Here is a 25,129-nt window from a genome sequence, read left to right as displayed (position 1 = left end):
TCAAATAATCGACCAGAGCGCGCCGCAGAGGGCGTGGTTTTAGGTTTTTTTTTCCGTAGCGCCCCGCAAAAATGCAATCCAATGCACGCTCTGGCTGTATTTGCGCCAACGCGCAGGTATACTCCTTTCCTGGTTTTTTTAATCACTGAGTCGGGAGTTGTTACCCCCCATGCAAGAAATTATGCAATTTGTTAGTCGCCACCCTGTATTGAGTATCGCCTGGATTGCGTTACTGGCGGCTGTATTATTTACCACGTTTAAGAGCCTGACTTCCAAAGTGAAGGTGATTACGCGCGGAGAAGCCACACGTCTCATCAATAAAGAAGACGCCGTTGTCGTGGATTTACGTCAGCGCGACGACTTCCGCAAAGGTCATATCGCTGGCTCCACTAACCTGCTGCCGAGCGAAATCAAAGCCAACAACTTTGGCGAACTGGAAAAACACAAAAACAAACCTGTTATTGTGGTTGATGGCTCAGGCATGCAGTGCCAGGATTCAGCGACTGCGCTGATTAAAGCCGGTTTTGAGCAGGTGTCTGTACTGAAAGATGGCGTAGCGGGCTGGAGTGGTGAGAATCTGCCACTGGTTCGCGGCAAGTAATTTACCCGTCTTCTTTCATGCCGCAGGGTAAAAAGAACACTGGAGATAAGTCATGGCCAATATTGAGATCTATACCAAAGCAACCTGCCCGTTTTGCCATCGTGCAAAGGCGCTGTTGAATAGCAAGGGTGTGAGTTTCCAGGAGCTTCCGATTGACGGCGATGCCGTGAAGCGTGAAGAGATGATCAAGCGCAGTGGCCGTACTACGGTTCCGCAGATTTTTATTGATGCACAGCACATTGGTGGTTGTGACGACTTGTATGCGTTGGATGCGCGTGGTGGACTGGATCCGCTGCTGCGTTAAGGCGTACCGAAGTATTTAAAGGACAACACTAAAGGGTTTTCTCAACATGTCAGAACAAAATAACACTGAAATGGCTTTCCAGATCCAACGTATCTATACCAAGGATGTGTCTTTCGAAGCGCCAAATGCACCGCATGTTTTCCAGAAAGATTGGCAGCCAGAGGTTAAACTGGATCTTGATACCGCATCTACCCAACTGGCAGATGATGTGTATGAAGTAGTGCTGCGTGTCACCGTAACGGCTTCCCTGGGTGAAGAAACTGCGTTCCTGTGCGAAGTTCAGCAGGGCGGTATTTTCTCCATCAGTGGTATCGAAGGGACTCAGATGGCGCATTGCCTGGGCGCATACTGCCCGAACATTCTGTTCCCGTATGCCCGCGAATGCATCACCAGCCTGGTTTCACGCGGTACATTCCCGCAACTGAACCTTGCGCCGGTCAACTTTGATGCGCTGTTCATGAACTATTTACAGCAGCAGGCTGGCGAAGGTACTGAAGAACATCAGGATGCCTGATGAACCAAAGTAATGCTTCAATGACTGTGATTGGTGCCGGCTCGTACGGCACCGCTCTTGCCATCACCCTGGCAAGAAATGGCCATCAGGTTGTCCTGTGGGGCCATGATCCGAAACATATCGCGACTCTCGAGCACGATCGCTGCAACGTCGCGTTCCTCCCTGATGTGCCTTTTCCCGATACGTTGCGCCTGGAAAGTGATTTAGCCACTGCGCTGGCCGCCAGTCGTAATATTCTGGTGGTGGTGCCGAGCCACGTCTTTGGCGAAGTGCTGCGTAACATCAAACCATTGATGCGTCCTGACGCACGACTGGTCTGGGCGACAAAAGGTCTGGAAGCGGAAACAGGGCGTCTGCTGCAGGACGTCGCGCGTGAAGCGCTGGGGGACTCAATTCCACTGGCGGTCATCTCCGGTCCGACGTTCGCCAAAGAGCTGGCTGCGGGCATGCCGACGGCGATTTCTCTGGCCTCGACGGACGACACCTTTGCTGACGATCTCCAGCAGTTGCTGCATTGCGGCAAAAGCTTCCGCGTTTACAGCAATCCGGATTTCATTGGTGTGCAGCTTGGCGGTGCGGTGAAAAACGTTATTGCCATTGGCGCAGGGATGTCTGACGGCATCGGTTTCGGCGCGAATGCACGAACCGCATTGATCACCCGTGGGTTGACCGAAATGTCTCGTCTTGGTGCGGCGCTGGGTGCCGATCCTGCCACCTTTATGGGGATGGCGGGTTTAGGCGATCTGGTGCTGACCTGTACCGACAACCAGTCGCGCAACCGTCGTTTTGGCATGATGCTCGGCCAGGGGATGGACGTGCAGGGCGCGCAGGACAAGATTGGCCAAGTGGTTGAAGGCTATCGCAATACGAAAGAAGTTCGTGAATTGGCGCACCGTTTTGGTGTTGAGATGCCAATAACCGAGGAAATTTATCAAGTATTGTATTGCGGAAAAAACGCGCGCGAGGCAGCATTGACGTTATTAGGCCGTGCACGCAAGGACGAGCTGAGTCGCCACTAGCTGTAAGGAACTGTTGAATATAACGACCCGACCCGCGAAGAACGGGTCGGTCGTTTTGCTACCTTCTGGAGTACGCAATGCCGTGTGAAGAACTGGATATCGTCTGGAAAAACATTAAAGCAGAAGCCCGGGCACTGGCAGAATGTGAGCCAATGCTGGCCAGTTTTTACCACGCAACGCTGCTCAAGCATGAAAATCTCGGCAGTGCGCTAAGCTATATGCTGGCGAATAAACTCGCTTCTCCGATCATGCCCGCCATTGCGATTCGCGAAGTCGTGGAAGAGGCCTACGCGGCCGATCCTGAAATGATTGCCTCGGCGGCCTGTGATATTCAGGCGGTACGTACGCGTGACCCCGCTGTCGATAAATATTCCACTCCACTTCTGTACCTGAAGGGTTTTCATGCGCTTCAGGCCTACCGTATCGGTCACTGGCTGTGGCATCAGGGGCGTCAGGCGCTGGCGATCTTCCTGCAAAATCAGGTATCCGTTAGCTTCCAGGTAGATATTCACCCGGCGGCAAAAATTGGTCGTGGGATTATGCTCGATCACGCCACCGGCATTGTGGTTGGTGAAACGGCAGTGATTGAAAACGACGTCTCTATTCTGCAATCCGTCACGCTGGGCGGGACTGGTAAAGCCGGCGGCGATCGTCATCCGAAAATTCGTGAAGGCGTGATGATTGGCGCGGGCGCAAAAATTCTCGGCAACATTGAAGTCGGGCGCGGCGCGAAGATTGGCGCAGGTTCGGTCGTGCTACAGCCCGTACCGCCGCATACCACCGCCGCAGGCGTTCCTGCACGCATCGTCGGCAAGCCAGACAGCGATAAACCGTCTATGGATATGGATCAGCATTTCAACGGGATTCATCATACTTTCGAATACGGCGATGGGATCTGATTTCGAGCTATCTTACTTGTCATCTTGAACCCGGGCTGTACTCGCCATCCTCACGTACTACGTGTACGCGCAGGTCGGCAAGCGCAGTCCGTGTCCAACCTGACTGCGCCGATAACGCTCGAAAAATAACGGTAAATTTTTTCGTAGGTCGGATAAGGCGTCAGCCGCCATCCGACAAAAATCAACTACGCAATACCGCGCCGGGATAACCTAACTGGCGCCAGGCCTCATACACCACCACCGACACCGCATTCGACAGGTTCATACTGCGACTGTCCGGCATCATCGGAATACGAATTTTTTGTTCAGCTGGCAGTGCGTCGAGGATGCTGGCTGGCAGACCGCGAGTTTCCGGGCCAAACATCAGATAATCCCCATCCTGATAGCTTACCGCGCTATGCGCTGGCGTACCTTTGGTGGTCAGGGCAAACAGACGTTGCGGATTTTCTGCGGCGACGAAGGCGGCGTAATCAGGGTGGCGCAGCACAGCGGTAAATTCATGGTAATCCAGCCCCGCGCGACGCAGGCGCTTGTCGTCCCAGGTAAAGCCCATTGGCTCAATAATATGCAGACGAAAGCCGGTATTGGCGCAAAGACGGATAATATTGCCGGTATTTGGCGGGATTTCTGGTTCGAATAAAACGATGTTAAGCATACTGCCCCCTTGATAACGGGGGGCAGAATAGCAGAAAGAGCGGGTACTATGCGACGGTCAGCGCGTGCGGTTTATAGCGTTGCAGTTTGTAAATCGTTGCGGCAGCTGCGACCAGCGCAGGAAGGCTGAGGAACATTAATATACTGTCTGCCTGCCATTGTAGGGAAAGCAGCTGGGCGCTCATCATCGTTCCGGCTACGCCACCGAAGCGGCCTACGCCCTGCATCCAGGCAATGCCTGTTGCGCGGCAATGGGTTGGATAAAACGTTGCGGCCAGCGTTTGCAGCCCGGACTGCGCGCCGTTCATGGTAATCCCCATCAGGAAGATCAGTGCGCCGAACAGGATGATATGGTTATGTTCAAACCCGAGAGCGAGGGCAAACAGCATCGTCAGAATAAAGCCGAGTGACACCACTTTATGCGCTTCCCAACGGTCCATTAGCCAACCGGCCAGCAGGATCCCCGCCGTACCACCGAAGGTAAACAGCGACGTCAACCAGGCAGATTCAGCCAGCGGATAACCCATTCCCAGCATCAGCGTTGGCATCCAGCTCAGCAGTACGTAATAGATAACCAGTCCCATAAAATAGGTCATCCAGAGCATCAGCGTACCCGGCAGCCAGGGCATACTGAATAACTGTGCCACGCTGCCTTTTTTGACCGTGACGCGGTCTTCATCCAGATAAAACTGGGTAACCTGTTCCAGACTTCCCGACATAAAGCGTTGAGCAATGCGTTTAACCTGTGCAATCCCTTTACCGCGGTGAACCAGATACTTCACCGACTCCGGCAGGAACAGCACCAACAGCACGGTGAGGGCCAGCGGGGCGATCGCACCGGCAAGCAGAACACTGTGCCAGCCGTAGTTGGGGATTAGCCAGGAGGAGATCACGCCGCCGCCCGCAGCGCCTAACGGAAAGCCGCAGTACATGGTGTTAATCGCCATGGAGCGACAGCGTTTGGGGGCGAATTCTGACACCAGGGTAATGGCATTGGGCATTGCCGCGCCAAGCCCAAGCCCGGTGAGAAAGCGCCAGAAAGTGAGCATATTCAGCGTCTGTGCATAGGCGGTGCCCAGACTGGCGAGGCCAAAGAACAGGCAGGAAAAGACCAGAACGCGCTTACGGCCCATACGATCGGAAATCGGTCCGGCTAATAATGCACCAAATGAGAGCCCCAATAGCGCGGCGCTTAACACCGGCCCGAGATCCTGCTTCTTGATGCCCCAATCAGCTGAGAGCGTGGGGGCAATATAGCCCATCGCCGCCGTATCGAAGCCGTCGATGGCTAGAACCAGAAAGCCCAGGACAATAATGACCCAGTGGAAGCGCGAAAAAGGACTGTCGTCTATTGCCTGCTGGATATTCACTTTTCCGGAATAAGCCATGTCACCCTCGCCCGTTATGATGATTGTTGTCTACCCGTCATACTTCAGGCTGCATGTGCGTTGGCTTTACTTGCTCACCCCAGTCACGTACTTATGTACGCTCCTGAGATTCGCTGCGTTGACGCCTTCCTGCAGCTCGAATTATTTAGGGTACATGTATAAAATGCTGTTGTATTAGCTTGTATATACATTTGACAGGTGGATAAAAAGTTGTCAAATATATTGATTATAAATGTTAATTGGTCGTTATTTTTGGATAAAAAATGGCCGGACTGAGAACAGGCCGACCATGCAGAAAGTGGGTTTTATGGGGATATTGTTACGCTGCGCTACCCTGAACCAGAGGTGCCAGCGCAGCAGGCAGGCTCTTACCCAGTTCTTGTACCAGCGAATCACGACTGATTTCGCTAATCGATTTTGCCCCGGTCAGGGTCATTGCCACCTTCATCTCTTTCTCGATTAGATTCAGCAGATTCGCCACCCCGGCCTGACCGTGGGTTGCCAGCGCGTACAGATAAGCACGCCCCAGCAGAACACTATCCGCGCCCAGCGCAATCATACGTACGACGTCCAGGCCGTTGCGGATCCCACTGTCTGCCAGAATGGTGATATCGCCTTTTACCGCATCGGCAATAGCGGGTAACGCGCGAGCTGAAGACAGCACGCCGTCTAACTGGCGACCACCGTGGTTAGAGACAACGATGCCATCCGCGCCAAAGCGTACGGCGTCGCGGGCATCTTCAGGATCGAGGATCCCTTTGATCACCATCGGGCCATCCCAGAATTCACGGATCCATTCGAGGTCTTTCCAGGAAATTGACGGATCGAAGTTATTCGCCAGCCAGCCGATGTAGTCCTCAAGGCCAGTGGGTTTGCCAAGATAAGTCGAGATATTGCCTAAATCATGCGGGCGACCGTTCAGGCCAACGTCCCATGCCCACTGTGGATGGGTGACAGCCTGCCAGTAGCGGCGCAGTGCGGCATTCGGGCCGCTCATCCCGGAATGGGCGTCACGGTAGCGTGCGCCAGGTGTTGGCATATCGACGGTAAAGACCAGCGTGGAGCAACCCGCTGCTTTGGCGCGCTCCAGTGCGTTACGCATAAAACCACGATCGCGCAGAACATACAGCTGAAACCACATCGGACGCTTGATGGTTGGAGCGACTTCTTCAATCGGGCATACGGATACCGTGGAAAGCGTAAACGGAATACCTTTGGCATCAGCGGCGGCGGCGGCCTGAACTTCGCCCCGGCGTGCGTACATGCCGCACAGTCCAACGGGCGCGAGGGCCACCGGCATGGAGAGCGTTTCGTTGAACAGCTTTGTCTCCAGGCTCAGGTCGGACATATTCTTCAGCACGCGCTGGCGAAGTGCCACCTCCGACAGGTCCGTCACGTTACGGCGCAGAGTGTGCTCTGCATACGCCCCACCGTCAATGTAGTGGAACAAGAAGGGGGGTAGGATGCGCTGGGCTGCGGCGCGATAGTCGCTGGCTGCTGAAATAATCATGTGTTGTTCTCCCTGCTATTCTCACCAGGGTCACCGGGCAGGCGGGTGATTCGCGCCTGGCGGGCCTGATCTTCATCAAATCGTTTAATCGTGGTGTGGACAAAACTGAGGTGCGCCATCATCGCTTTGCGCGCTCCGTCGGCATCTCCGGCAACAATGGCATCCAGTACGGCCTGATGTTGTGCCGTCAGCTGTGAAAATACGGGCGGCACGAGGTACATACGCTGGCGGCTCTGTTTCACCGAAGACTGCAATACGTCGAAGAAACCGCGCATGGTCTGTAACAGCACCACGTTGTGCGAGGCCTCCGCAATGGCGAGATGAAAGCGCACGTCAGCCTGTGAGGCGAGATCCGGATCTTCGCTTTGCGTGGCCTCAAAACAGAGCTTGATTTTCTCTTTGTCGGCAACAGTGGCGCGCATGGCTGCGTGCCAGGCGGTGCTGGCTTCGATGGCGTGGCGAGCTTCCAGAATATCGAAACTGTAATCAGGGTCGTCCGCCAGCAATGTTTTCAGCGGCTGAACAATGTTCTGTTCAGACCAGGCCTCATGCTGCCAGCGGATAAACGTCCCGCCGCCGCGACGGCTAATCAGTACGCCTTCACTCACCAGCTTTGCTAACGCCTCGCGCAGCGAGTTGCGTGATACGCCGAGCTGTACGGCCAGCTGGCGCTCAGCGGGCAACTTCATGCCCGCCTCCAGCTGCTGTTCTTCAATCAGCGCCCGCACACGAGATGCGACTTCGTCTGACAGGCGTCTGGGCATCACTATCATGGAATCATCCAGGTTAAGACATAGGCCTGCAGCGTGGTAATCACACCCACCATGCAGGTGAAAATCAGGCTGTGCTTCACGGTAAAGCGGAACAGGTCAGACTCTTTCCCTACTAATCCTACTGCCGCACAGGCGATAGCAATGGACTGTGGAGAGATCATCTTGCCGGTCACGCCGCCGGTGGTATTTGCCGCTACCATCAGTACGTCTGATACGCCGATTTGCTGAGCGGCTGTGGCCTGCAGGGCGGCAAACAGTGCGTTTGATGAGGTGTCGGATCCAGTCAGGAATACCCCCAGCCAGCCGAGGAACGGCGAGAAGAAGGTAAACGCGCTGCCGGTGTGTGCCAGGGCCAGCGCCAGGGTGGATGAAAGCCCGGAGTAGTTAGAGATAAACGCGAATGCCAGCACCATCCCGATGGAGTAGATAGGCAGCGCCAGATCTTTCAGCGTGCTGCCAAAGGTCTGCAGCGCAGCAGAGGGCTTCATCTTCAGCCAGACGATAGACAGCAGGGCGGCAAACAGGATCGCGGTACCGGTCGCAGAGAACCAGTCAAATTTGTACACCGCCGCGTAGGCTGTGGCTTCGTGTACGACCGGCGGCATACGGGCAACCAGCTTGTCGAGGAACGGAACCGGAATATTGACCACCCAGTGGTACATCGCGCCGCCGGGCGCAAACAGCGCTTTAAACGGCGGTATGCTCCACAGCGTGACGGTAGCGGTCAGGAACAGGAACGGTGACCAGGCGCGTACCACCTGGCCAGCGGTGTAGCGGGTGCGTGACAGGTCCATATCGACCTGCGAAGCGCCCATATCGCCAAAGCGGAAGATGCGTACCGGTTGCCATCGCTTCAGGAACAGCGTCAGACACACCAGCGAAACCAGAGAAGAGATGATGTCCGGCAGTTCCGGCCCGATAAAGTTAGAGCTGAGGTACTGCGCGATAGCAAATGAGCCGCCAGCGACCATCACCGCAGGCCAGGTTTCTTTGACACCACGCCAGCCATCCATAATCGCCATAATCCAGAACAGCACGATAATAGTCAGGAACGGCAGTTGACGGCCCACCATCTGGCCAATCTCGAAGCTGTCCAGTCCGGTAACCTGACCGGCAACCAGAATCGGAATGCCCATTGCGCCAAAAGCGACCGGCGCGGTGTTTACGATCAGGCACAAACCTGCCGCATACAGCGGGTTAAAGCCAAGGCCAACCAGCAGTGCGGCGGTAATCGCTACCGGAGCACCGAAACCTGCTGCCCCTTCGAGGAATGCCCCAAAGGAGAAACCGACAATCAGCATTTGCAGACGCTGGTCTGGGGTAATCGAGAGTATCGATGAGCGGATAATGTCGAACTGCCCGGTCTTCACCGAGATTTTATAGACGAATACCGCGGCGATAATGATCCAGGCAATTGGCCACAGACCGTAGAAGAAACCGTACACTACGGAAGCCAGTGCGTGATCGACCGGCATTTTGTAAAACAGCAGGGCGACCGATAAAGCGATCACCACCGTCCATGACGCCGCAACATAGCCTTTCAGCTTGAGCTTAATCAGGGCGAAGAAAAAGAACAGGATAGGGAGCGATGCGATCAGGCTGGAAAGCCAGATATTACCGGCCGGGTCATAGTTCTGTTGCCAGAGGTTCATTGCAGGTCTCCTCGGGGCCGCCAACATAATGGAATGAGTCTTTGCTCAAATCTTCGTCACATTATGTGTAAAAGTGGCCCTGCCAATATTGTTGTGTAGGGATAATGACAACAAATGGTTAATCATATGTTATGTGTTGGCAACAGTATTGTGGGTTAATTTTAATGAAATGTGAGTGGGTTGTGGTATCTGGCTAAAATTGGTAGGGCCAATTGCGAGAGGAAGTGGAGGACCGGGCAAGCGGATGTTGCCCGGCGGGAGATTAGAACTCGCTCTTCGCGAAGCCCGTCATCTCTTTCAGGCCCATTTCACGGCCAAGCTCGGTCATTGGGTGAACGACGATCAGGCCGCGCACGCTCTTCTTCAGCTTGCCCATGTCGGCCTGCTCTTTTTTGGTGATGGCACGACGAAAAGGGAGTTTCGTCAGCTTTTGCGCTTCTTTGCTCAGCTTCTGACCATGGACTTCACGCAGACGCGCAATTTCAGTTTCCAGGGTTTCTTTCTCTTGCTCCAGCTCGGCATATTTGTCGGCGGCTTCAACCAGAGACAGGTCAGCCTGCTGGTGGCGGATAGCGTCCAGACGATCGCTCAGGCGTTTAATTTCGTTTTTTTCGACTTCTTTCATAGGATAGCTTCTGATAAAAATAGGATGAATATCCTATAGTATGCGCGCAGAGCGGGATTATTCACAACTAATCGAAGATAAATAATCAAATGTTGCAAGTATTATTCAGCTAATGAAAATACTACCATTTTGATTAATAAAGGATTTTAAGCGATAAGATTGGCCATGGTGCTTTTTATTGGCGGGTTCATAGTGAAGCACGTTTTCCTCAATGTAATTGCCCAACCGATCCTAAACTTAAACGATCAACCGCGCAGGCTGAGCGTGGTTAATACATGGAGGAGGGAAGATTATGGCGAAAATAGGTGAAAATGTTTCGGTCCTGATTGATAAGACGGTCGATTTTATGGCTTCAAGCCAGGCTTTTCGCGAATATCTGAATAAAACACCGCCGCGCAACGTTGTCCCTTCTGAAATACCGCAGGAGAATGCGCAGCTGTATCTGCAACGTCTGGCGTATTATCGGCAGCTATATCGACCACAGCAGGAAGAGAAGTAAGCCTGCAGGGTCTTATTTTTGAAAGGCTTTTTTTAAGCTGATTTTAGAAATCAGCTCGGTCAGGGAAAGTACCATCGTGGAGCGCACCATCTGCTGGTAGCGCTGGATCTGCATCGCGTGCAAACCAGTGTCTGAGGTATCAAACTGGGGTGGCGGCGGGAGTGCCGTCACGCAGTGGAGTTCGCCAAACGGTCCAAGAATTTCGTCGTCAGTAAACGCGTATTCATTGCCATCGTGGTTTAACTCTTCCCGCAGCGCCATCAGGAGCTCAGCATCTTCGTACTCCGGGCGACTGAGTACGCCCAGACCGTAGATTAACTTCAAACGAACGGAAAGATCGCCCAGCGGCCCATCGCCGTCGAGCAGCGGTTCTACGGCGTATTTCACCGCATAGTCGTCTTTGCGAAATACCTGAAGCACAAGGATATTCACCGCCTCGGTGAGCAGTTCTACGGCGGTGATGAGGAAGCTGCGTACGGTTTTGCCAGCATTCAGACGCTCAAGCACACGATTTTCAAAGGCCTGCGTTTGTTCCATTATTGCCTGCATATCTGACAATCTGTCATTTGGGCGCAGGCTGACCTGCGCCACATTCTCTATCATTTGGTTGCGTTATATGCGTTAACCGCCTCCGCCACCACGTCACTGTTGGCATCCAGACCGGAAACCTGCGCCAGCGCGGCTTGTGGGCCTTTTTCGTCAATCAGCGCGGCCAGTTCCTGTGCCTGCGGATCTTCCTCACTGCGATAGTGCATTGCAGCGGCAATACCGGTGACCAGATTGGCGTGCGGCAGACCATACTCCAGCGTGCCCAGCAGCGGTTTAATCAGGCGATCGCCCGCGCTCAGCTTACGCAGCGGCTGACGGCCCACGCGCTCAACGTCATCTTTCAGATACGGGTTTTCAAAGCGACCGAGGATTTTCTGAATGTATGCCGCATGTTTTGCTGCATCAAAGCCATAGCGTTTGATCAGGACCGCGCCGCTCTCTTCCATCGCACCTTTTACCACTGCGCGGATTTTCTCGTCGAGAATCGCGTCACGGATGGTCTGATGACCGGTCAATTTTCCGAGGTACGCGGTTATAGCATGCCCGGTGTTCAGCGTGAAGAGTTTACGTTCGACAAATGCCATCAGGTTATCAGTTAATTCCATTCCTGGGATATTTGGCAGTTCACCTTTGAACTGTGTTTTGTCGACAATCCACTCACTGAAGGTTTCTACGGTAACTTCCAGCGGATCGTTAGTTGCTGAAGCCGAAGGCGGAACAATGCGGTCCACGGCGGAATCGACAAAGCCAACATGTTCTTCAACCCAGGCTTTATCTTCATCTGCCAGCGCGTTCATTACGTGGCCTTTCAACTGGGTCGTTCCGCGCACCATGTTTTCACAGGCGATGATATTCAGCGGAGTAGTGATGCCCTGCGCCTTGCGTTTAACCAGCCCTTTGGCGATGGCCGGAGCGATGCGTTCAAGCACGACCGGACCGACGGCGGTAGTGACTAAATCTACGTGGGCAATCAGATCGACGACATCATCGCCAATGCTGCTGACGGCATTGACGCCAGAAACGGTATCAACCTGCTCGTTTTCACCCACCACATGAACCTGATAGCTATGACGGGCATTCAAGGCATCGAGAACGACCTGGTTTACATCCGCGAACGTCAGCTGTATCCCCGCGTCCGCCAGCAGTTTGCCGATAAAGCCACGACCGATATTACCTGCGCCAAAATGTAATGCTTTCATAGTATTAACCTTCATTAATGTTTTTACCCAAGAGGGCTGGGGTGAGGCTTTTCCCTCAACCTAACCCTCTCCACAAGGGAGAGGATATCGCCTTCATATTTCGAACTGCAGATGCGTTGGCTCTCCTCGCTCACCCCAGTCACGTACTTGTGTACGCTCCTGGGGATTCGCTGCGTTGCCGCCTTCCTGCAGCTCGAACTATTTTGGAGATACTTAACTGTTAAGCTTTTTACCTGCCAGCAGTTCCAGAACTTCATCCACGCTGGTGGTATGGGCCAGACGTTCGATCACGGATTCATCATCCAGAGCGTTGGTCAGGCTGGTAATCACCTGGATGTGCTCGTTGTTACGCGCTGCGATACCAATCACCAGGCGGGCAATATCGTCTTCTTCTTCACCGAAGCGAACGCCTTCCGGGTACTGGCAGAACACCACACCGGTTTTCAGCACGCGGTCTTTGGCTTCAACCGTACCGTGCGGTACTGCGATGGACTCACCCAGGTAAGTCGGGGTCAGTTTTTCGCGGTCCAGCATCGCCTCAACGTACTCTGGCTCAACGTAACCGCCTTTCACCAGCTGCTCACCAGCAAAACGAATCGCTTCTTCTTTCTGAGTGGCTTTAAGGCCAAGGAAGATATTCTCCGCGCCCAGTTTGAACAGGCGGGTATCACCCTCTTCAAAGCTGTCTTTCAGGTGATCGCGGACTTTCTCTTCATTCACATTGTGGCGCTGTGCTGCAACCAGACGTTCGGTCAGGCTGGAGTACAGGCCGCTGTCGAGGAAGTTGGTCAGCGAAATGTGCTGTGCCTGAGGCACCTGGCGCATCGCGCGTTCGGTCAGGTCACGGTGGGTAATGACCAGATCCACATCCGGCGGCAGATTGTTAATCGCGCTGTTAGTGACGGAAATCTGAGACAGACCGGCATCCTGCACTTTCTTACGCAGTACGCCTGCACCCATGGCGCTGGAACCCATACCGGCATCGCAGGCAACGATGATTTTACGCACATGGCTCAGGTCGTTGGTTACGTCGCCAGCCGCCAGTGGAGATGCGCCTTTGGATTCCGCTTTCATATCGTTCATACGACGGGTTGCGGCATCAATGTCATCATCTTCTTTCACTTTGCTGGTTTTCAGCAGAATGGCAGAGACCACAAAGGAGACTGCCATAGCAGCACAGATAGCAGCGATGTTAGCGAAGTATGCGCCCTTCGGTGTCATTGCCAGCACGGCCAGGATAGAACCCGGAGACGCCGGAGAAACCAGACCGCCGTTCAGGATAGTCAGAGTAAATACGCCAGTCATACCGCCGAGGATAACGGCCAGGATCAGACGCGGGTTCATCAGCACGTACGGGAAGTAAATTTCGTGGATACCGCCCAGGAAGTGGATGATAGCCGCGCCGCCCGCAGACTGCTTAGCGCTGCCGCGACCGAAGAACATGTACGCCAGCAGAACGCCCATACCCGGACCCGGGTTAGCTTCAATCAGGAAGAAGATGGATTTGCCCATCTCATGGGACTGCTGAATACCCAGCGGTGAGAAAATACCGTGGTTGATGGCGTTGTTGAGGAACAGGATTTTCGCCGGTTCAACGAAGATAGACGCCAGCGGCAGCATGTCATGGACAACCATGAAGTTAACGCCCGCCGCCAGAATTTTGGACAGCGCTTCAACCAATGGGCCAATGCCGAGGAATGCCAGAATGGCGAGGATCATACCGATGATGCCAGCGGAGAAGTTATTCACCAGCATCTCAAAACCGGACTTGATCTTACCGTCTACCCAGTTGTCGAAATGTTTGATAGCCCAGCCACCCAGCGGACCTGCGATCATCGCGCCGAGGAACATTGGCATATCTGCACCGACGATAACGCCCATGGTGGTGATAGCACCAACCACGCCGCCACGCTCACCGCCAACCAGCTTACCACCGGTATAGCCGATCAGCAGCGGCAGCAGATAGGTGATCATTGGGCCGACCAGCTTCGCCAGCGTTTCGTTCGGCAACCACCCTGTCGGAATGAATAATGCGGTGATAATACCCCACGCGATAAACGCGCCGATATTTGGCATCACCATGTTGCTGAGGAATCGACCAAAGCTTTGCACCTTGATCTTAATATCGGATGACATAAAAACACCCCTTCTTATGTTTGCTATCGCGCAGGCTGAAAGCCCGAGGTTTGTTAATGTAGCGGCAGGAGGTAGCCGGACCCTGTAGATACTGCGAAATCTGGCACTGAATCGTTCAACTGTCCAGTCGACGGGTCTTTGTGTGACTTTCGTCACGTAAATATAGGGTGTATGGCGTTAGTTAATGTGATCTTAATCACGAAATAGCGGTACAAAAAAACATCGCTGGATCGGAATTAGCCAAAAAAGGCGGATAAATGTGAACTAATTCACGTTTTTGCTTTTGCTGTTTGTTGAATCTTTGTGATGTAAATCACAAAGTATTTTCATCTGGATTTGAACGGATGTGATCTACAGCAGGTTCTCCCTCCGACATTTTTATTGCAAAACAAAGCAACTTATCACCAGAAAAAATATTTTTTTTGTGGTATGGCGAAAAACCCAAACTGCAGTTATGTTCAAAACATCAGCCTGGGTACATACGGCTGCCGGCATAAAAAAACTCTAATTAGCGTGAATTCGAGGCAGGTATGTTTCTAAATTATTTCGCGTTGGGCGTGCTGATCTTCGTATTTCTGGTTCTGTTTTATGGAATCATCGCCATCCACGATATCCCCTATAACATGGCTAAAAAGCGCAACCATCCCCATGCCGATGCCATCCATACGGCGGGCTGGGTGAGCCTTTTTACACTGCATGTTATTTGGCCGTTCCTGTGGATTTGGGCCACGCTCTACCAGCCTGAAAAGGGGTGGGGAATGCAATCGCACATCACGCCGACCGGAAAGGAGCCAGACCCTGAGATTGCCGCGCTGGCAGCGCGCATCACCCAGTTGGAAAAAAGACTGGATGGGGAGAAAAAAACCGATAACTCCACCTTTCCGGAGATTTAATCATGGATTTGTTGATTGTCCTGACCTATGTCGCCTTTGCCTGGGCCATCTTTAAAATATTCCGTATTCCGGTAAACCAATGGACGCTAGCTACCGCCGCACTAGGTGGTGTGTTTATTGTGGCGGGGCTTATCTTATTAATGAACTATAACCACCCGTATACTTTTACGGCGCAAAAAGCGGTTATTTCAATTCCGGTCACTCCGCAAGTCACCGGAATTGTTAGTGAGGTAACAGATAAGAATAATCAGCTCATTAAAAAAGGCGATGTGCTGTTTAAGCTCGATCCGGTACGTTATCAGACACGTGTCGACAGACTGCAGGCCGACCTGGTAACCGCGACGCATAATATCGACAATCTGAAGGCTCAACTGTCGGAAGCGGTCGCTAATACCACTCGCGTATCTGCGGAACGTGACCGCCTGTATAAGGACTATCAACGCTATTTGAAGGGCAGTCAGGCGAAGGTTAACCCGTTCTCTGAAAGCGATATCGACAACGCCCGGCAAAACTATCTGGCACAGGATGCGTTGGTCAAAGGCTCGGTTGCAGAACAGACGCAGATTCAGAGCCAATTAGACAGTATGGTCAATGGTGAACAATCTCAGGTTGCATCCCTGCGTGCACAGCTTGCCGAAGCCAAATACAACCTTGAACAGACGGTGGTTCGTGCGCCCAGCAACGGTTATGCAACGCAGATTTTAATTCGCCCAGGGACCTATGCAGCAGCATTACCTTTGCGCCCGGTCATGGTGTTTATTCCTGAACAAAAACGGCAAATCGTGGCGCAATTCCGTCAGAACTCGCTGCTACGCCTTAAACCCGGCGATGAAGCGGAAGTGGTGTTTAATGCGCTGCCTGGTCAGGTTTTCTCCGGTAAGTTGACCTCCATTCTTCCGGTTGTGCCGGGCGGTTCTTATCAGGCGCAGGGGGCATTACAGTCCTTAACGGTGGTGCCGGGTACCGATGGCGTGCTGGCCACAATTGAGCTGGATCCGAATGCCGATGTGGATGCGCTGCCGGACGGTATCTATGCCCAGGTCGCAGTCTATTCCGACCATTTCGCTCACGTGTCGGTAATGCGTAAAGTTCTGCTGCGCATGACAAGTTGGATGCATTACCTTTATTTGGATCATTGAGACCGTCATCACCTGCCATTTTCAGTGACCTGAGCCATACTAAGCGGTGCCCCACAATCGTTGGGCACCGCTTTTTAGTTGGCAAAAAGGACCCGGCATGAAACTCATTGGCAGCTATACCAGCCCTTTTGTGCGTAAAATTTCGATTCTGTTACTGGAAAAGGGCATCACCTTCGAATTTGTGAATGAACTCCCCTACAACGCGGATAGCGGTGTGGCGCGCTATAACCCGTTAGGCAAAGTGCCCGCGTTGGTCACCGATGAGGGCGAGTACTGGTTTGACTCTCCGATCATCGCGGAATATATCGAGTTGCTGGATATTGCACCAGCCATGCTGCCGCATGATCCGCTGGCGGCGCTGAAGGTACGCCAGTTGGAAGCGTTGGCAGACGGTATTATGGATGCCGGTTTAGTCTCGGTACGCGAACAGGCTCGCCCTGCCGCGCAGCAGTCAGAAACTGAATTGTTACGTCAGCGTGAGAAGATCACCCGTAGTCTGGATGTGCTGGAAGGCTATCTGGCGGACGGTACGCTGAAAACGGATACGGTTAACCTGGCAACCATTGCGATTGCCTGTGCCGTCGGCTATCTCAATTTCCGTCGGGTCGCGCCTGGCTGGTGTGTGGACCGTCCGTGTCTGGTCAAACTGGTGGAAACACTCTTTCAACGCGAAAGTTTTGCCCGTACAGAACCGCCAAAGGCTTGATACGTATTATGTCCGCCTGAACAAAGTCACGGTACAATCCTTCCTATATCGATATCCCTCTCCACGGTGGAGAGGGCCACCAACAGCCAGGCCCTTTCATGACAACCGACATGCGTTCACTCTACAGCCAGCTTCCTGCTATCGATCGTTTATTGCGCGATAGCGCCTTCCCAGCCTTACGTGAGTCTCACGGTCATACCCGGGTGGTTGACCTGCTGCGTCATATGCTCGACGAAGCCAGAGAAGCTATTCGCGACACGCACGCGCTTCCGGCATGGTGTGAGGACTGGGCGCAAGAAGCCTGCGCCCGGCTGGAACGAGAATCGCAAAGTGCGCTGCGCCCGGTGATTAACCTGACCGGAACGGTGCTGCACACCAACCTTGGTCGCGCGTCGCAGGCCGAAGAAGCGATTGAGGCGGTGGTGCAGGCGATGCGCACGCCGGTGACGCTGGAATACAGTCTGGATGATGCCGGTCGGGGACATCGGGATCGGGCCCTGGCGGATTTACTCTGCCGTCTGACGGGGGCGGAAGACGCCTGTATCGTTAATAACAATGCGGCAGCTGTTCTGCTGATGCTGGCCGCCACGGCGAACGGCAAAGAGGTGGTTGTGTCTCGCGGCGAGCTGGTGGAAATTGGCGGCGCGTTTCGTATTCCGGACGTCATGTGTCAGGCCGGATGCATTCTACGCGAAGTGGGGACCACCAACCGGACCCATGCGAAAGATTACCGCCAGGCGGTGAATGAAAACACCGGTCTGCTGATGAAAGTGCATACCAGTAATTACAGCATTGAAGGCTTCACAAAGTCGGTAGATGAGGCGGAGCTGGCCGTAATTGGCCAGGAGCTGGATGTTCCGGTGGTGGCGGATCTGGGCAGCGGTTCGCTGGTTGATCTCAGCCAGTATGGTTTGCCGCAGGAGCCGATGCCGCAGCAGCTGATTGCTGCTGGCGTCAGTCTGGTGAGTTTCTCCGGCGATAAACTACTGGGTGGGCCGCAGGCCGGGATAATTGTCGGTAAAAAAGAGATGATCGCTCGTTTGCAGAGCCATCCGCTGAAACGCGCATTACGGGCAGATAAAATGACACTGGCTGCGCTGGAAGCGACGCTACGGCTCTATCTGCACCCGGAAGCACTGGCGGAGAAGTTGCCGACGTTGCGCCAGCTCACTCGCTCACAAGAGGCGATCCTCGCGCAGGCACAGCAATTACAGGCACAGCTTGTAGAGCATTACGGTGATGAGTTCGCCCTGAATGTGATGCCTTGCCTGTCGCAGATTGGCAGCGGCTCACTACCTGTTGATAGGCTGCCCAGCGCGGCGCTAACCTTTACCCCACATGACGGGCGCGGGAGCCGCCTCGAAGCGTTGGCAGCCCGTTGGCGTACGCTGCCCGTGCCGGTGATTGGGCGAATTTATGACGGCCGCTTATGGCTGGATCTGCGCTGCCTTGAAGACGAGACCCGGTTTATGGAGATGATGCTGAAATGATTATTGCAACCGCCGGACACGTTGACCACGGAAAAACAACGTTATTACAGGCGATTACCGGTGTGAATGCCGACCGTCTGCCGGAAGAAAAAAAGCGCGGCATGACCATCGATCTCGGCTATGCCTACTGGCCGCAGCCGGATGGACGGGTGCTGGGGTTTATCGATGTTCCCGGACACGAAAAGTTTCTGTCCAACATGCTGGCGGGGGTCGGCGGCATCGATCACGCGTTGCTGGTGGTGGCGTGTGATGATGGCGTAATGGCGCAAACCCGTGAGCATTTGCAAATTCTGCAGCTGACGGGCAATCCGCGGATCACCGTGGCGCTCACGAAAGCCGACCGTGTGGATGAGGAGCGCATCAACGCGGTACGTGCCGAGGTGCACACTACGCTTGAGAACTATGGTTTCGCTGATGCAGTCCTGTTCGTCACCGCGGCCAGTGAAGGTCGTGGCATCGAGGAACTGCGTGACCATTTGTTGCAATTAACGTCGCGCGAGCATGCTTGCGATCGCAGCTTCCGCCTGGCGATTGACCGTGCCTTTACGGTCAAAGGCGCAGGGCTGGTGGTGACCGGGACGGCGCTCAGTGGTGAAGTGAATGTTGGTGACACGCTGTGGCTCACGGGCGTCAACAAACCGATGCGCGTACGTAGCCTGCATGCACAAAATCAGGCCACCGATCGTGCGCAAGCGGGACAACGTATTGCGCTGAATATTGCCGGTGATGCACAAAAAGAAGAACTAAACCGCGGCGACTGGCTGCTTTCCGATGCACCGCCAGAGGCTTTTACCCGCGTGATTGTCTCTTTAGAACATGCCGCGCCGCTGATGCAGTGGCAACCGCTGCATATTCACCACGCGGCCAGTCATGTCACCGGGCGCATCTCGCTGCTTGAAGGGACGCTGGCTGAACTGGTGTTTGATACACCACTCTGGCTCGCCGATAACGATCGTCTGGTGCTGCGCGATATATCTGCCCGTACGACGCTGGCTGGCGCGCGCGTGGTCACGCTCAATCCGCCGCGTCGCGGAAAACGTAAGCCGGAGTATTTGCAGTGGCTGTCGGCGCTGGAAAACGCGCAGACTGACGGCGACGCTCTGGCGCTGCACCTGACGCGTGGGGCGGTGAATATTCCTGACTTTGCCTGGGCACGTCAGCTCAACGGCAACGGGATGCGTCCGTTGATTGAGCAACATGGATTTATTCAGGCGGGGTACAGCCTGTTGAATGCCCCCGTTGCCGCGCGCTGGCAGCGGAAAGTTCTCGATACGCTGGCGACCTACCACGAACAGCACCGTGATGAGCCAGGGCCTGGGCGCGAGCGCCTGCGTCGTATGGCTTTGCCGATGGAAGACGAAGCGCTGGTATTGCTGCTGATTGAAAAGATGCGCGAGAGTGGCGCTATCCATAGCCATCATGGTTGGCTGCATTTGCCGGATCATAAGGCGGGTTTCAGCGATGAGCAGCTGGCAATCTGGCAAAAAGTAGAGCCGCTTTTTGGTGATGAGCCGTGGTGGGTACGCGATTTGGCAAAACAGACGGGAACGGATGAGCAGATGATGCGTGTGGCATTGCGACAAGCGGCGCAGCAGGGCATCATCACCGCGATCGTGAAAGATCGTTATTACCGTAACGATCGGATTGTGGCCTTTGCCAATATGATCCGCGAACTGGATCAGGAAAGGGGATCGACCTGTGCTGCAGATTTTCGTGACAGGCTTAACGTCGGGCGCAAATTGGCTATCCAGATTCTGGAATATTTTGACCGCATTGGTTTTACGCGTCGTCGGGGAAATGATCATTTATTACGCGATGCATTGCTGTTCCCTGAAAAATAATGAAACAATTAATTCATGGATTAAATGAATTAATACAAAATAGATGTTGATTGAAATAAGCACATTAGATTATGAACCTAATGTGCTTTTTAATTTCTGATGTTATTAAAATAACAACCACGATCATATTTTGTCGGAAATTTCACTCGTATGCTTCCTGACTCTTTAGAGTAATTAAGGATCGTACAATGGCTGCTTCAACATTTTTTATTCCTTCCGTGAATGTAATCGGCGCTGACTCATTAAAAGACGCAATGAATACAATGGCGGAATATGGTTTTCGCCGTACGCTGATTGTTACGGATGCCACGCTGACGAAATTAGGTATGGCTGGCGATATTCAAAAAGCGCTGCAGGAACGTGATATTTTCAGCGTAATTTACGATGGTACGCATCCTAACCCCACGACCAGTAACGTTGCTGCTGGTCTGAAAATGCTGAAAGAAAATGACTGTGATAGCGTTATTTCTCTCGGCGGCGGTTCCCCACACGATTGTGCGAAGGGGATTGCGCTGGTGGCGGCTAATGGCGGCGATATTAGTGATTACGAAGGCGTTGACCGCTCTGCAAAACCGCAGCTGCCGATGATCGCCATTAACACCACGGCGGGTACGGCATCTGAAATGACCCGCTTCTGCATCATCACCGATGAAGTACGCCACATTAAAATGGCGATTGTGGATAAGCATGTTACACCGCTGCTGTCCGTCAATGACTCCTCGCTGATGGTCGGTATGCCGAAGTCTCTGACGGCGGCTACCGGTATGGATGCGCTGACTCACGCTATTGAAGCCTATGTTTCTATTGCTGCGACCCCTATTACCGATGCGTGTGCGCTTAAAGCCGTCACCATGATTGCGGAAAACCTGCCGGTCGCCGTGGAAGAGGGCAGCAATGCTCAGGCGCGCGAAGCCATGGCCTATGCGCAGTTCCTCGCAGGTATGGCCTTTAACAATGCCTCTCTTGGCTACGTGCATGCGATGGCGCACCAGCTGGGTGGCTTCTACGATCTGCCACACGGAGTATGTAATGCCGTACTGCTGCCGCATGTACAGGTATTTAATAGTAAAGTGGCTGCCGCCCGCCTGCGCGATTGCGCCTCGGCAATGGGTGTGAACGTTGCTGGTCTGAGCGAAGAGCAAGGGGCAGAAGCCTGCATCGCGGCGATCCGCGAACTGGCGCAGAAAGTGAATATTCCGGCCGGTCTGCGTGAGCTGAACGTGAAGGAAGAAGATTTTGCCGTTCTGGCGACTAATGCCCTGAAAGATGCCTGTGGTTTCACTAACCCGATTCAGGCGACACATGAAGAAATCATGGCGATTTATCGTGCTGCCATGTAATTCGTGATACCTGTCGTAAAGCAGTAAAAGGCTGGCGAATAATTCGCCAGTCCCGTCTACCCTTTGTAGTACCCCTACAGCAAGGAGACGGTCATGACCAATAACCCCCCTTCAACGCGTATTTACCCCGGCGAGTATGGTTATCCCCTGAAGTTAAAAGCCCGATACGATAACTTTATCGGTGGTGACTGGGTCGCCCCGGTGGACGGTGAGTATTACCAAAACCTGACGCCGGTAACCGGGCAATTACTGTGCGAAGTGGCCTCTTCCGGCAAAAAGGATATCGATCTGGCACTGGATGCCGCGCACAAAGTAAAAGACAAGTGGGCGCAGACATCTGTGCAGGACAGAGCGGCGATTCTGTTCAAAATTGCCGATCGTATGGAGCAAAATCTGGAGCTGCTGGCGACGGCTGAAACCTGGGATAACGGTAAACCCATCCGCGAAACCAGCGCGGCAGATGTGCCGCTGGCGATTGACCATTTCCGCTATTTCGCGTCCTGTATTCGTGCACAGGAAGGGGGAATAAGCGAAGTTGATAGCGATACCGTGGCGTATCACTTCCATGAACCTCTTGGCGTGGTAGGGCAAATTATCCCATGGAACTTCCCGCTGCTGATGGCTAGCTGGAAGATGGCACCCGCCCTCGCGGCGGGGAACTGCGTGGTGCTGAAACCCGCGCGCCTGACACCGCTGTCCGTGCTGTTGTTGATGGAAGTCATCGGCGATCTTCTCCCACCAGGCGTAGTGAACGTGGTAAACGGCGCGGGTGGAGAAATCGGCGAGTATCTGGCGACATCCAAACGCATTGCGAAAGTGGCGTTTACCGGCTCAACGGAAGTCGGGCAGCAGATCATGCAGTACGCCACGCAGAATATTATCCCTGTCACGCTGGAGCTGGGTGGGAAATCTCCCAATATCTTCTTTGCAGACGTGATGGATGAAGAAGATGCGTTCTTCGACAAAGCGCTGGAAGGCTTTGCGTTGTTTGCCTTCAACCAGGGCGAAGTGTGTACCTGTCCAAGTCGTGCGCTGGTACAAGAATCCATTTACGAACGTTTTATGGAAAGAGCCATACGTCGGGTGGAAAGTATCCGTAGCGGCAACCCGTTAGACAGCGTGACGCAAATGGGCGCGCAGGTGTCGCATGGTCAACTGGAAACCATTCTGAATTACATCGACATTGGTAAAAAAGAAGGGGCAGATGTTCTCACCGGCGGGCGGCGCAAGCAGCTGGATGGCGAATTAAAAGAGGGGTACTACCTCGAACCGACCATTCTGTTTGGTAAGAACAACATGCGGGTTTTCCAGGAGGAGATCTTCGGGCCAGTGCTGGCCGTCACGACCTTCAAAACCATGGAAGAAGCGCTGGAAATCGCCAATGACACCCAATACGGTCTCGGTGCTGGCGTCTGGAGTCGTAACGGAAATCTGGCGTACAAGATGGGCCGCGGTATTCAGGCGGGGCGTGTATGGACCAACTGTTACCATGCTTACCCGGCGCATGCGGCGTTCGGCGGTTACAAGCAGTCGGGCATCGGGCGCGAGACGCATAAGATGATGCTTGATCATTATCAGCAAACCAAATGCCTGTTGGTGAGCTACTCTGATAAACCACTGGGGCTGTTTTAATATCCCGTCACTTACTGCCCGGTCGCGTTTAGCGTACCGGGCATCAAGTTATGTCCTCAGGTAAGTGACTGGGGTGAACGAACGCAGCCAACAAAGAAGCAGCTCGAAAGACGGCGGGTATATATAGAAACCCATATATCGTTATATAAATAAGACAATTGCATCCAATCTGGTCATTCCACTATTATTATCAACTCTATTATTTATATCCAATTGCATCCGAATTCCTTAATTTAAATCCCTGAGGCAAATATGTTCCTTAATTATTTTGCATTAGGAGTGCTTATTTTTGTATTCCTGGTCATTTTTTACGGGATTATTATTCTGCATGATATTCCCTATCTAATTGCAAAAAAGCGTAACCATCCTCATGCTGACGCAATACATGTTGCGGGTTGGGTTAGTTTGTTTACCTTACATGTTATATGGCCCTTTTTATGGATCTGGGCAACGCTTTATCGTCCGGAACGCGGATGGGGTATGCAGAGCGCGGATTCTTCCCTGATCCAGCTTCAGGCAAGGGTTGCGGATCTGGAAAAGAAACAGGGTGAGGCCAAGACCTCTCCGGCGGAGTAATATCGATGGATTTACTGATTGTTCTGACCTATGTGGCATGTGCATGGTCAATATTTAAAATTTTTAAAATTCCTGTAAATAAATGGACAGTTCCTACCGCGGCATTAGGCGGTATATTCATTGTTTGCGGGCTTATATTACTGATGAATTATAACCATCCGTATACATTTAAGGCACAAAAGGCGGTAATTTCTATTCCCGTGGTGCCGCAGGTAACGGGTGTAGTGACAGAAGTGACGGATAAGAAGAATACGTTAATTAAAAAAGGCGAGGTTCTGTTTAAGCTTAATCCAGGGCGTTATCAGGCGCGGGTCGATCGCCTGAAGGCTGATATAGTCACCGCACAGCATAAAGAGCAGGCTCTGGTTGCGCAGTTAGACGAAATGAAAGCTAACACGCAGCGGGCAAAGGCCACGCGTGACAAACTGGCAAAAGATTACCAGCGCTATGCGCAGGGGAGCCAGGCTAAGGTGAATCCTTTTTCTGAACGTGATATCGACGCGGCGCGCCAAAACTACCTGGCGCAGGAAGCCGCGGTGAAATCCTCCTTTGCAGAACAACAGCAAATCCAGAGTCAGTTAGACAGCCTGGTGCAGGGTGAGAATTCGCAAATTGCCAGCCTGAAAGCGCAGCTAGCGGAAGCGGAGTTCAACCTGGACCAGACCGTGGTTCGCGCACCCAGCGATGGTTACGTCACTCAGGTGCTGATGCGCCCAGGAACCTATGCCGCCGCGCTGCCGATGCGTCCGGTGATGGTGTTTATTCCGGATCAAAAACGACAAATTATCGCCCAGTTCCGTCAAAACTCGCTGTTGCGACTGGAGCCTGGCGATGAAGCGGAAGTGGTGTTTAACGCCCTGCCGGGTAAGGTATTTAGCGGCAAACTGGCTGCTATCAGCCCGGCCGTACCGGGTGGTACTTATCAGTCGAACGGGGCGCTGCAATCCTTAAACTCTACGCCCGGTTCGGAAGGGGTGATCGCCACGATTGAGCTGAACGACAATGCGGATGTGAACGCGTTACCTGATGGGATTTACGCCCAGGTCGCTGTTTACTCTGACCACTTCGAACATGTGTCGGTCATGCGCAAGGTCTTACTGAGGATGACCAGCTGGGTGCATTACCTGTATCTCGACCATTAGACGCAGGCTATTTTGCTTGCCATTTTGAACCCGGCAGTGCTCGAAATC

Annotated in this window: 24 protein-coding genes; 15 read left to right on the top strand and 9 right to left on the bottom strand. The window is 53.4% G+C overall.

Annotation, left to right across the window (positions count from 1 at the left end; translation table 11 throughout):
* The first annotated feature begins 169 nt into the window (after nt 1-169).
* The 5 genes from BZK41_RS22855 to cysE all read left to right on the top strand — a co-directional run bounded on the left by BZK41_RS22855 (nt 170) and on the right by cysE (nt 3,337).
* Nucleotides 170-601, top strand: coding sequence for a rhodanese-like domain-containing protein (locus tag BZK41_RS22855; protein WP_003024148.1), 432 nt, complete (start codon nt 170-172; stop codon nt 599-601).
* A gap of 52 nt (nt 602-653) precedes the next feature.
* Nucleotides 654-905 (top strand): glutaredoxin 3, encoded by a 252-nt coding sequence (gene grxC, locus BZK41_RS22850; RefSeq protein ID WP_003024152.1) that lies wholly within the window; start codon nt 654-656, stop codon nt 903-905.
* Nucleotides 906-951: 46 nt separating this feature from the next.
* Nucleotides 952-1,419: a protein-export chaperone SecB gene (gene secB, locus BZK41_RS22845; protein WP_003024155.1), complete on the top strand. Its 468-nt coding sequence runs from the start codon at nt 952-954 to the stop codon at nt 1,417-1,419.
* Complete coding sequence (gene gpsA / locus BZK41_RS22840) at nt 1,419-2,438, top strand: NAD(P)H-dependent glycerol-3-phosphate dehydrogenase (protein ID WP_008786462.1); 1,020 nt, start codon at nt 1,419-1,421, stop codon at nt 2,436-2,438. The genes secB and gpsA overlap by 1 nt, the downstream gene beginning before the upstream one ends.
* Nucleotides 2,439-2,515: 77 nt before the next feature.
* On the top strand, nt 2,516-3,337 hold the full coding sequence (cysE, locus tag BZK41_RS22835; protein ID WP_016154965.1) for a serine O-acetyltransferase: 822 nt from the start codon (nt 2,516-2,518) through the stop codon (nt 3,335-3,337).
* A gap of 181 nt (nt 3,338-3,518) precedes the next feature.
* Here the strand turns inward: cysE and trmL are convergent, their stop codons facing one another.
* The 6 genes from trmL to BZK41_RS22805 all read right to left on the bottom strand — a co-directional run bounded on the left by trmL (nt 3,519) and on the right by BZK41_RS22805 (nt 9,939).
* A complete protein-coding gene (gene trmL / locus BZK41_RS22830) occupies nt 3,519-3,992 on the bottom strand; it encodes a tRNA (uridine(34)/cytosine(34)/5-carboxymethylaminomethyluridine(34)-2'-O)-methyltransferase TrmL (RefSeq protein WP_003827329.1) in 474 nt (157 codons plus the stop codon).
* A gap of 46 nt (nt 3,993-4,038) precedes the next feature.
* On the bottom strand, nt 4,039-5,379 hold the full coding sequence (locus BZK41_RS22825) for an aromatic acid/H+ symport family MFS transporter (RefSeq protein ID WP_003844545.1): 1,341 nt from the start codon (nt 5,377-5,379) through the stop codon (nt 4,039-4,041).
* Between the two features lie 319 nt (nt 5,380-5,698).
* Entirely contained in the window at nt 5,699-6,889 is a 1,191-nt protein-coding gene (lldD, locus tag BZK41_RS22820; RefSeq protein ID WP_079939680.1) for an FMN-dependent L-lactate dehydrogenase LldD, read from the bottom strand.
* On the bottom strand, nt 6,886-7,662 hold the full coding sequence (gene lldR, locus BZK41_RS22815) for a transcriptional regulator LldR (RefSeq protein WP_079939679.1): 777 nt from the start codon (nt 7,660-7,662) through the stop codon (nt 6,886-6,888). The genes lldD and lldR overlap by 4 nt, the downstream gene beginning before the upstream one ends.
* Nucleotides 7,659-9,314, bottom strand: a complete 1,656-nt coding sequence (gene lldP, locus BZK41_RS22810) for an L-lactate permease (protein WP_003827332.1) — start codon at nt 9,312-9,314, stop codon at nt 7,659-7,661. Before lldP ends, lldR begins: the two co-directional genes overlap by 4 nt.
* A 262-nt stretch (nt 9,315-9,576) precedes the next feature.
* A complete protein-coding gene (locus tag BZK41_RS22805) occupies nt 9,577-9,939 on the bottom strand; it encodes a YibL family ribosome-associated protein (RefSeq protein WP_043018722.1) in 363 nt (120 codons plus the stop codon).
* Between the two features lie 292 nt (nt 9,940-10,231).
* On the opposite strand from BZK41_RS22805, the gene BZK41_RS22800 reads away from it, so the two are divergent.
* Nucleotides 10,232-10,438 (top strand): hypothetical protein, encoded by a 207-nt coding sequence (locus BZK41_RS22800; protein WP_003827334.1) that lies wholly within the window; start codon nt 10,232-10,234, stop codon nt 10,436-10,438.
* A 12-nt stretch (nt 10,439-10,450) separates the two neighbouring features.
* On the opposite strand, the gene mtlR is transcribed toward BZK41_RS22800, so the two are convergent.
* The 3 genes from mtlR to mtlA form a co-directional block, all read right to left on the bottom strand.
* Entirely contained in the window at nt 10,451-11,041 is a 591-nt protein-coding gene (mtlR, locus tag BZK41_RS22795) for a mannitol operon repressor MtlR (protein WP_079939678.1), read from the bottom strand.
* On the bottom strand, nt 11,038-12,186 hold the full coding sequence (gene mtlD / locus BZK41_RS22790) for a mannitol-1-phosphate 5-dehydrogenase (RefSeq protein ID WP_123268900.1): 1,149 nt from the start codon (nt 12,184-12,186) through the stop codon (nt 11,038-11,040). The genes mtlR and mtlD overlap by 4 nt, the downstream gene beginning before the upstream one ends.
* Nucleotides 12,187-12,399: 213 nt before the next feature.
* Nucleotides 12,400-14,322 (bottom strand): PTS mannitol transporter subunit IICBA, encoded by a 1,923-nt coding sequence (gene mtlA / locus BZK41_RS22780; RefSeq protein ID WP_079939675.1) that lies wholly within the window; start codon nt 14,320-14,322, stop codon nt 12,400-12,402.
* Between the two features lie 530 nt (nt 14,323-14,852).
* On the opposite strand from mtlA, the gene BZK41_RS22770 reads away from it, so the two are divergent.
* From BZK41_RS22770 to BZK41_RS22730, 9 genes are all read left to right on the top strand, one after another.
* On the top strand, nt 14,853-15,215 hold the full coding sequence (locus BZK41_RS22770; protein WP_048227313.1) for a DUF3302 domain-containing protein: 363 nt from the start codon (nt 14,853-14,855) through the stop codon (nt 15,213-15,215).
* Between the two features lie 2 nt (nt 15,216-15,217).
* Entirely contained in the window at nt 15,218-16,354 is a 1,137-nt protein-coding gene (locus BZK41_RS22765; protein ID WP_079939674.1) for an HlyD family secretion protein, read from the top strand.
* A 97-nt stretch (nt 16,355-16,451) separates the two neighbouring features.
* Nucleotides 16,452-17,060 (top strand): glutathione S-transferase, encoded by a 609-nt coding sequence (locus BZK41_RS22760; protein ID WP_079939673.1) that lies wholly within the window; start codon nt 16,452-16,454, stop codon nt 17,058-17,060.
* A 98-nt stretch (nt 17,061-17,158) separates the two neighbouring features.
* Nucleotides 17,159-18,550 carry an L-seryl-tRNA(Sec) selenium transferase gene (gene selA, locus BZK41_RS22755; RefSeq protein ID WP_079939672.1) on the top strand — a complete coding sequence of 464 codons (1,392 nt, stop codon included), beginning with the start codon at nt 17,159-17,161 and terminating at the stop codon, nt 18,548-18,550.
* Complete coding sequence (gene selB, locus BZK41_RS22750) at nt 18,547-20,391, top strand: selenocysteine-specific translation elongation factor (protein WP_079939671.1); 1,845 nt, start codon at nt 18,547-18,549, stop codon at nt 20,389-20,391. Before selA ends, selB begins: the two co-directional genes overlap by 4 nt.
* A gap of 188 nt (nt 20,392-20,579) precedes the next feature.
* Nucleotides 20,580-21,731 carry an L-threonine dehydrogenase gene (gene yiaY / locus BZK41_RS22745; protein ID WP_079939670.1) on the top strand — a complete coding sequence of 384 codons (1,152 nt, stop codon included), beginning with the start codon at nt 20,580-20,582 and terminating at the stop codon, nt 21,729-21,731.
* Nucleotides 21,732-21,824: 93 nt separating this feature from the next.
* Nucleotides 21,825-23,363, top strand: a complete 1,539-nt coding sequence (gene aldB / locus BZK41_RS22740) for an aldehyde dehydrogenase AldB (RefSeq protein WP_079939669.1) — start codon at nt 21,825-21,827, stop codon at nt 23,361-23,363.
* Nucleotides 23,364-23,615: 252 nt separating this feature from the next.
* Nucleotides 23,616-23,939: a DUF3302 domain-containing protein gene (locus BZK41_RS22735; RefSeq protein WP_060682941.1), complete on the top strand. Its 324-nt coding sequence runs from the start codon at nt 23,616-23,618 to the stop codon at nt 23,937-23,939.
* A gap of 5 nt (nt 23,940-23,944) precedes the next feature.
* Nucleotides 23,945-25,081: an HlyD family secretion protein gene (locus BZK41_RS22730; RefSeq protein WP_079939668.1), complete on the top strand. Its 1,137-nt coding sequence runs from the start codon at nt 23,945-23,947 to the stop codon at nt 25,079-25,081.
* Nucleotides 25,082-25,129 lie beyond the last annotated feature (48 nt).

The organism is Citrobacter sp. A316, from assembly GCF_002042945.1.
Lineage (GTDB): Bacteria > Pseudomonadota > Gammaproteobacteria > Enterobacterales > Enterobacteriaceae > Citrobacter > Citrobacter portucalensis.
This window is presented reverse-complemented; position numbering and strand designations above follow the sequence as displayed.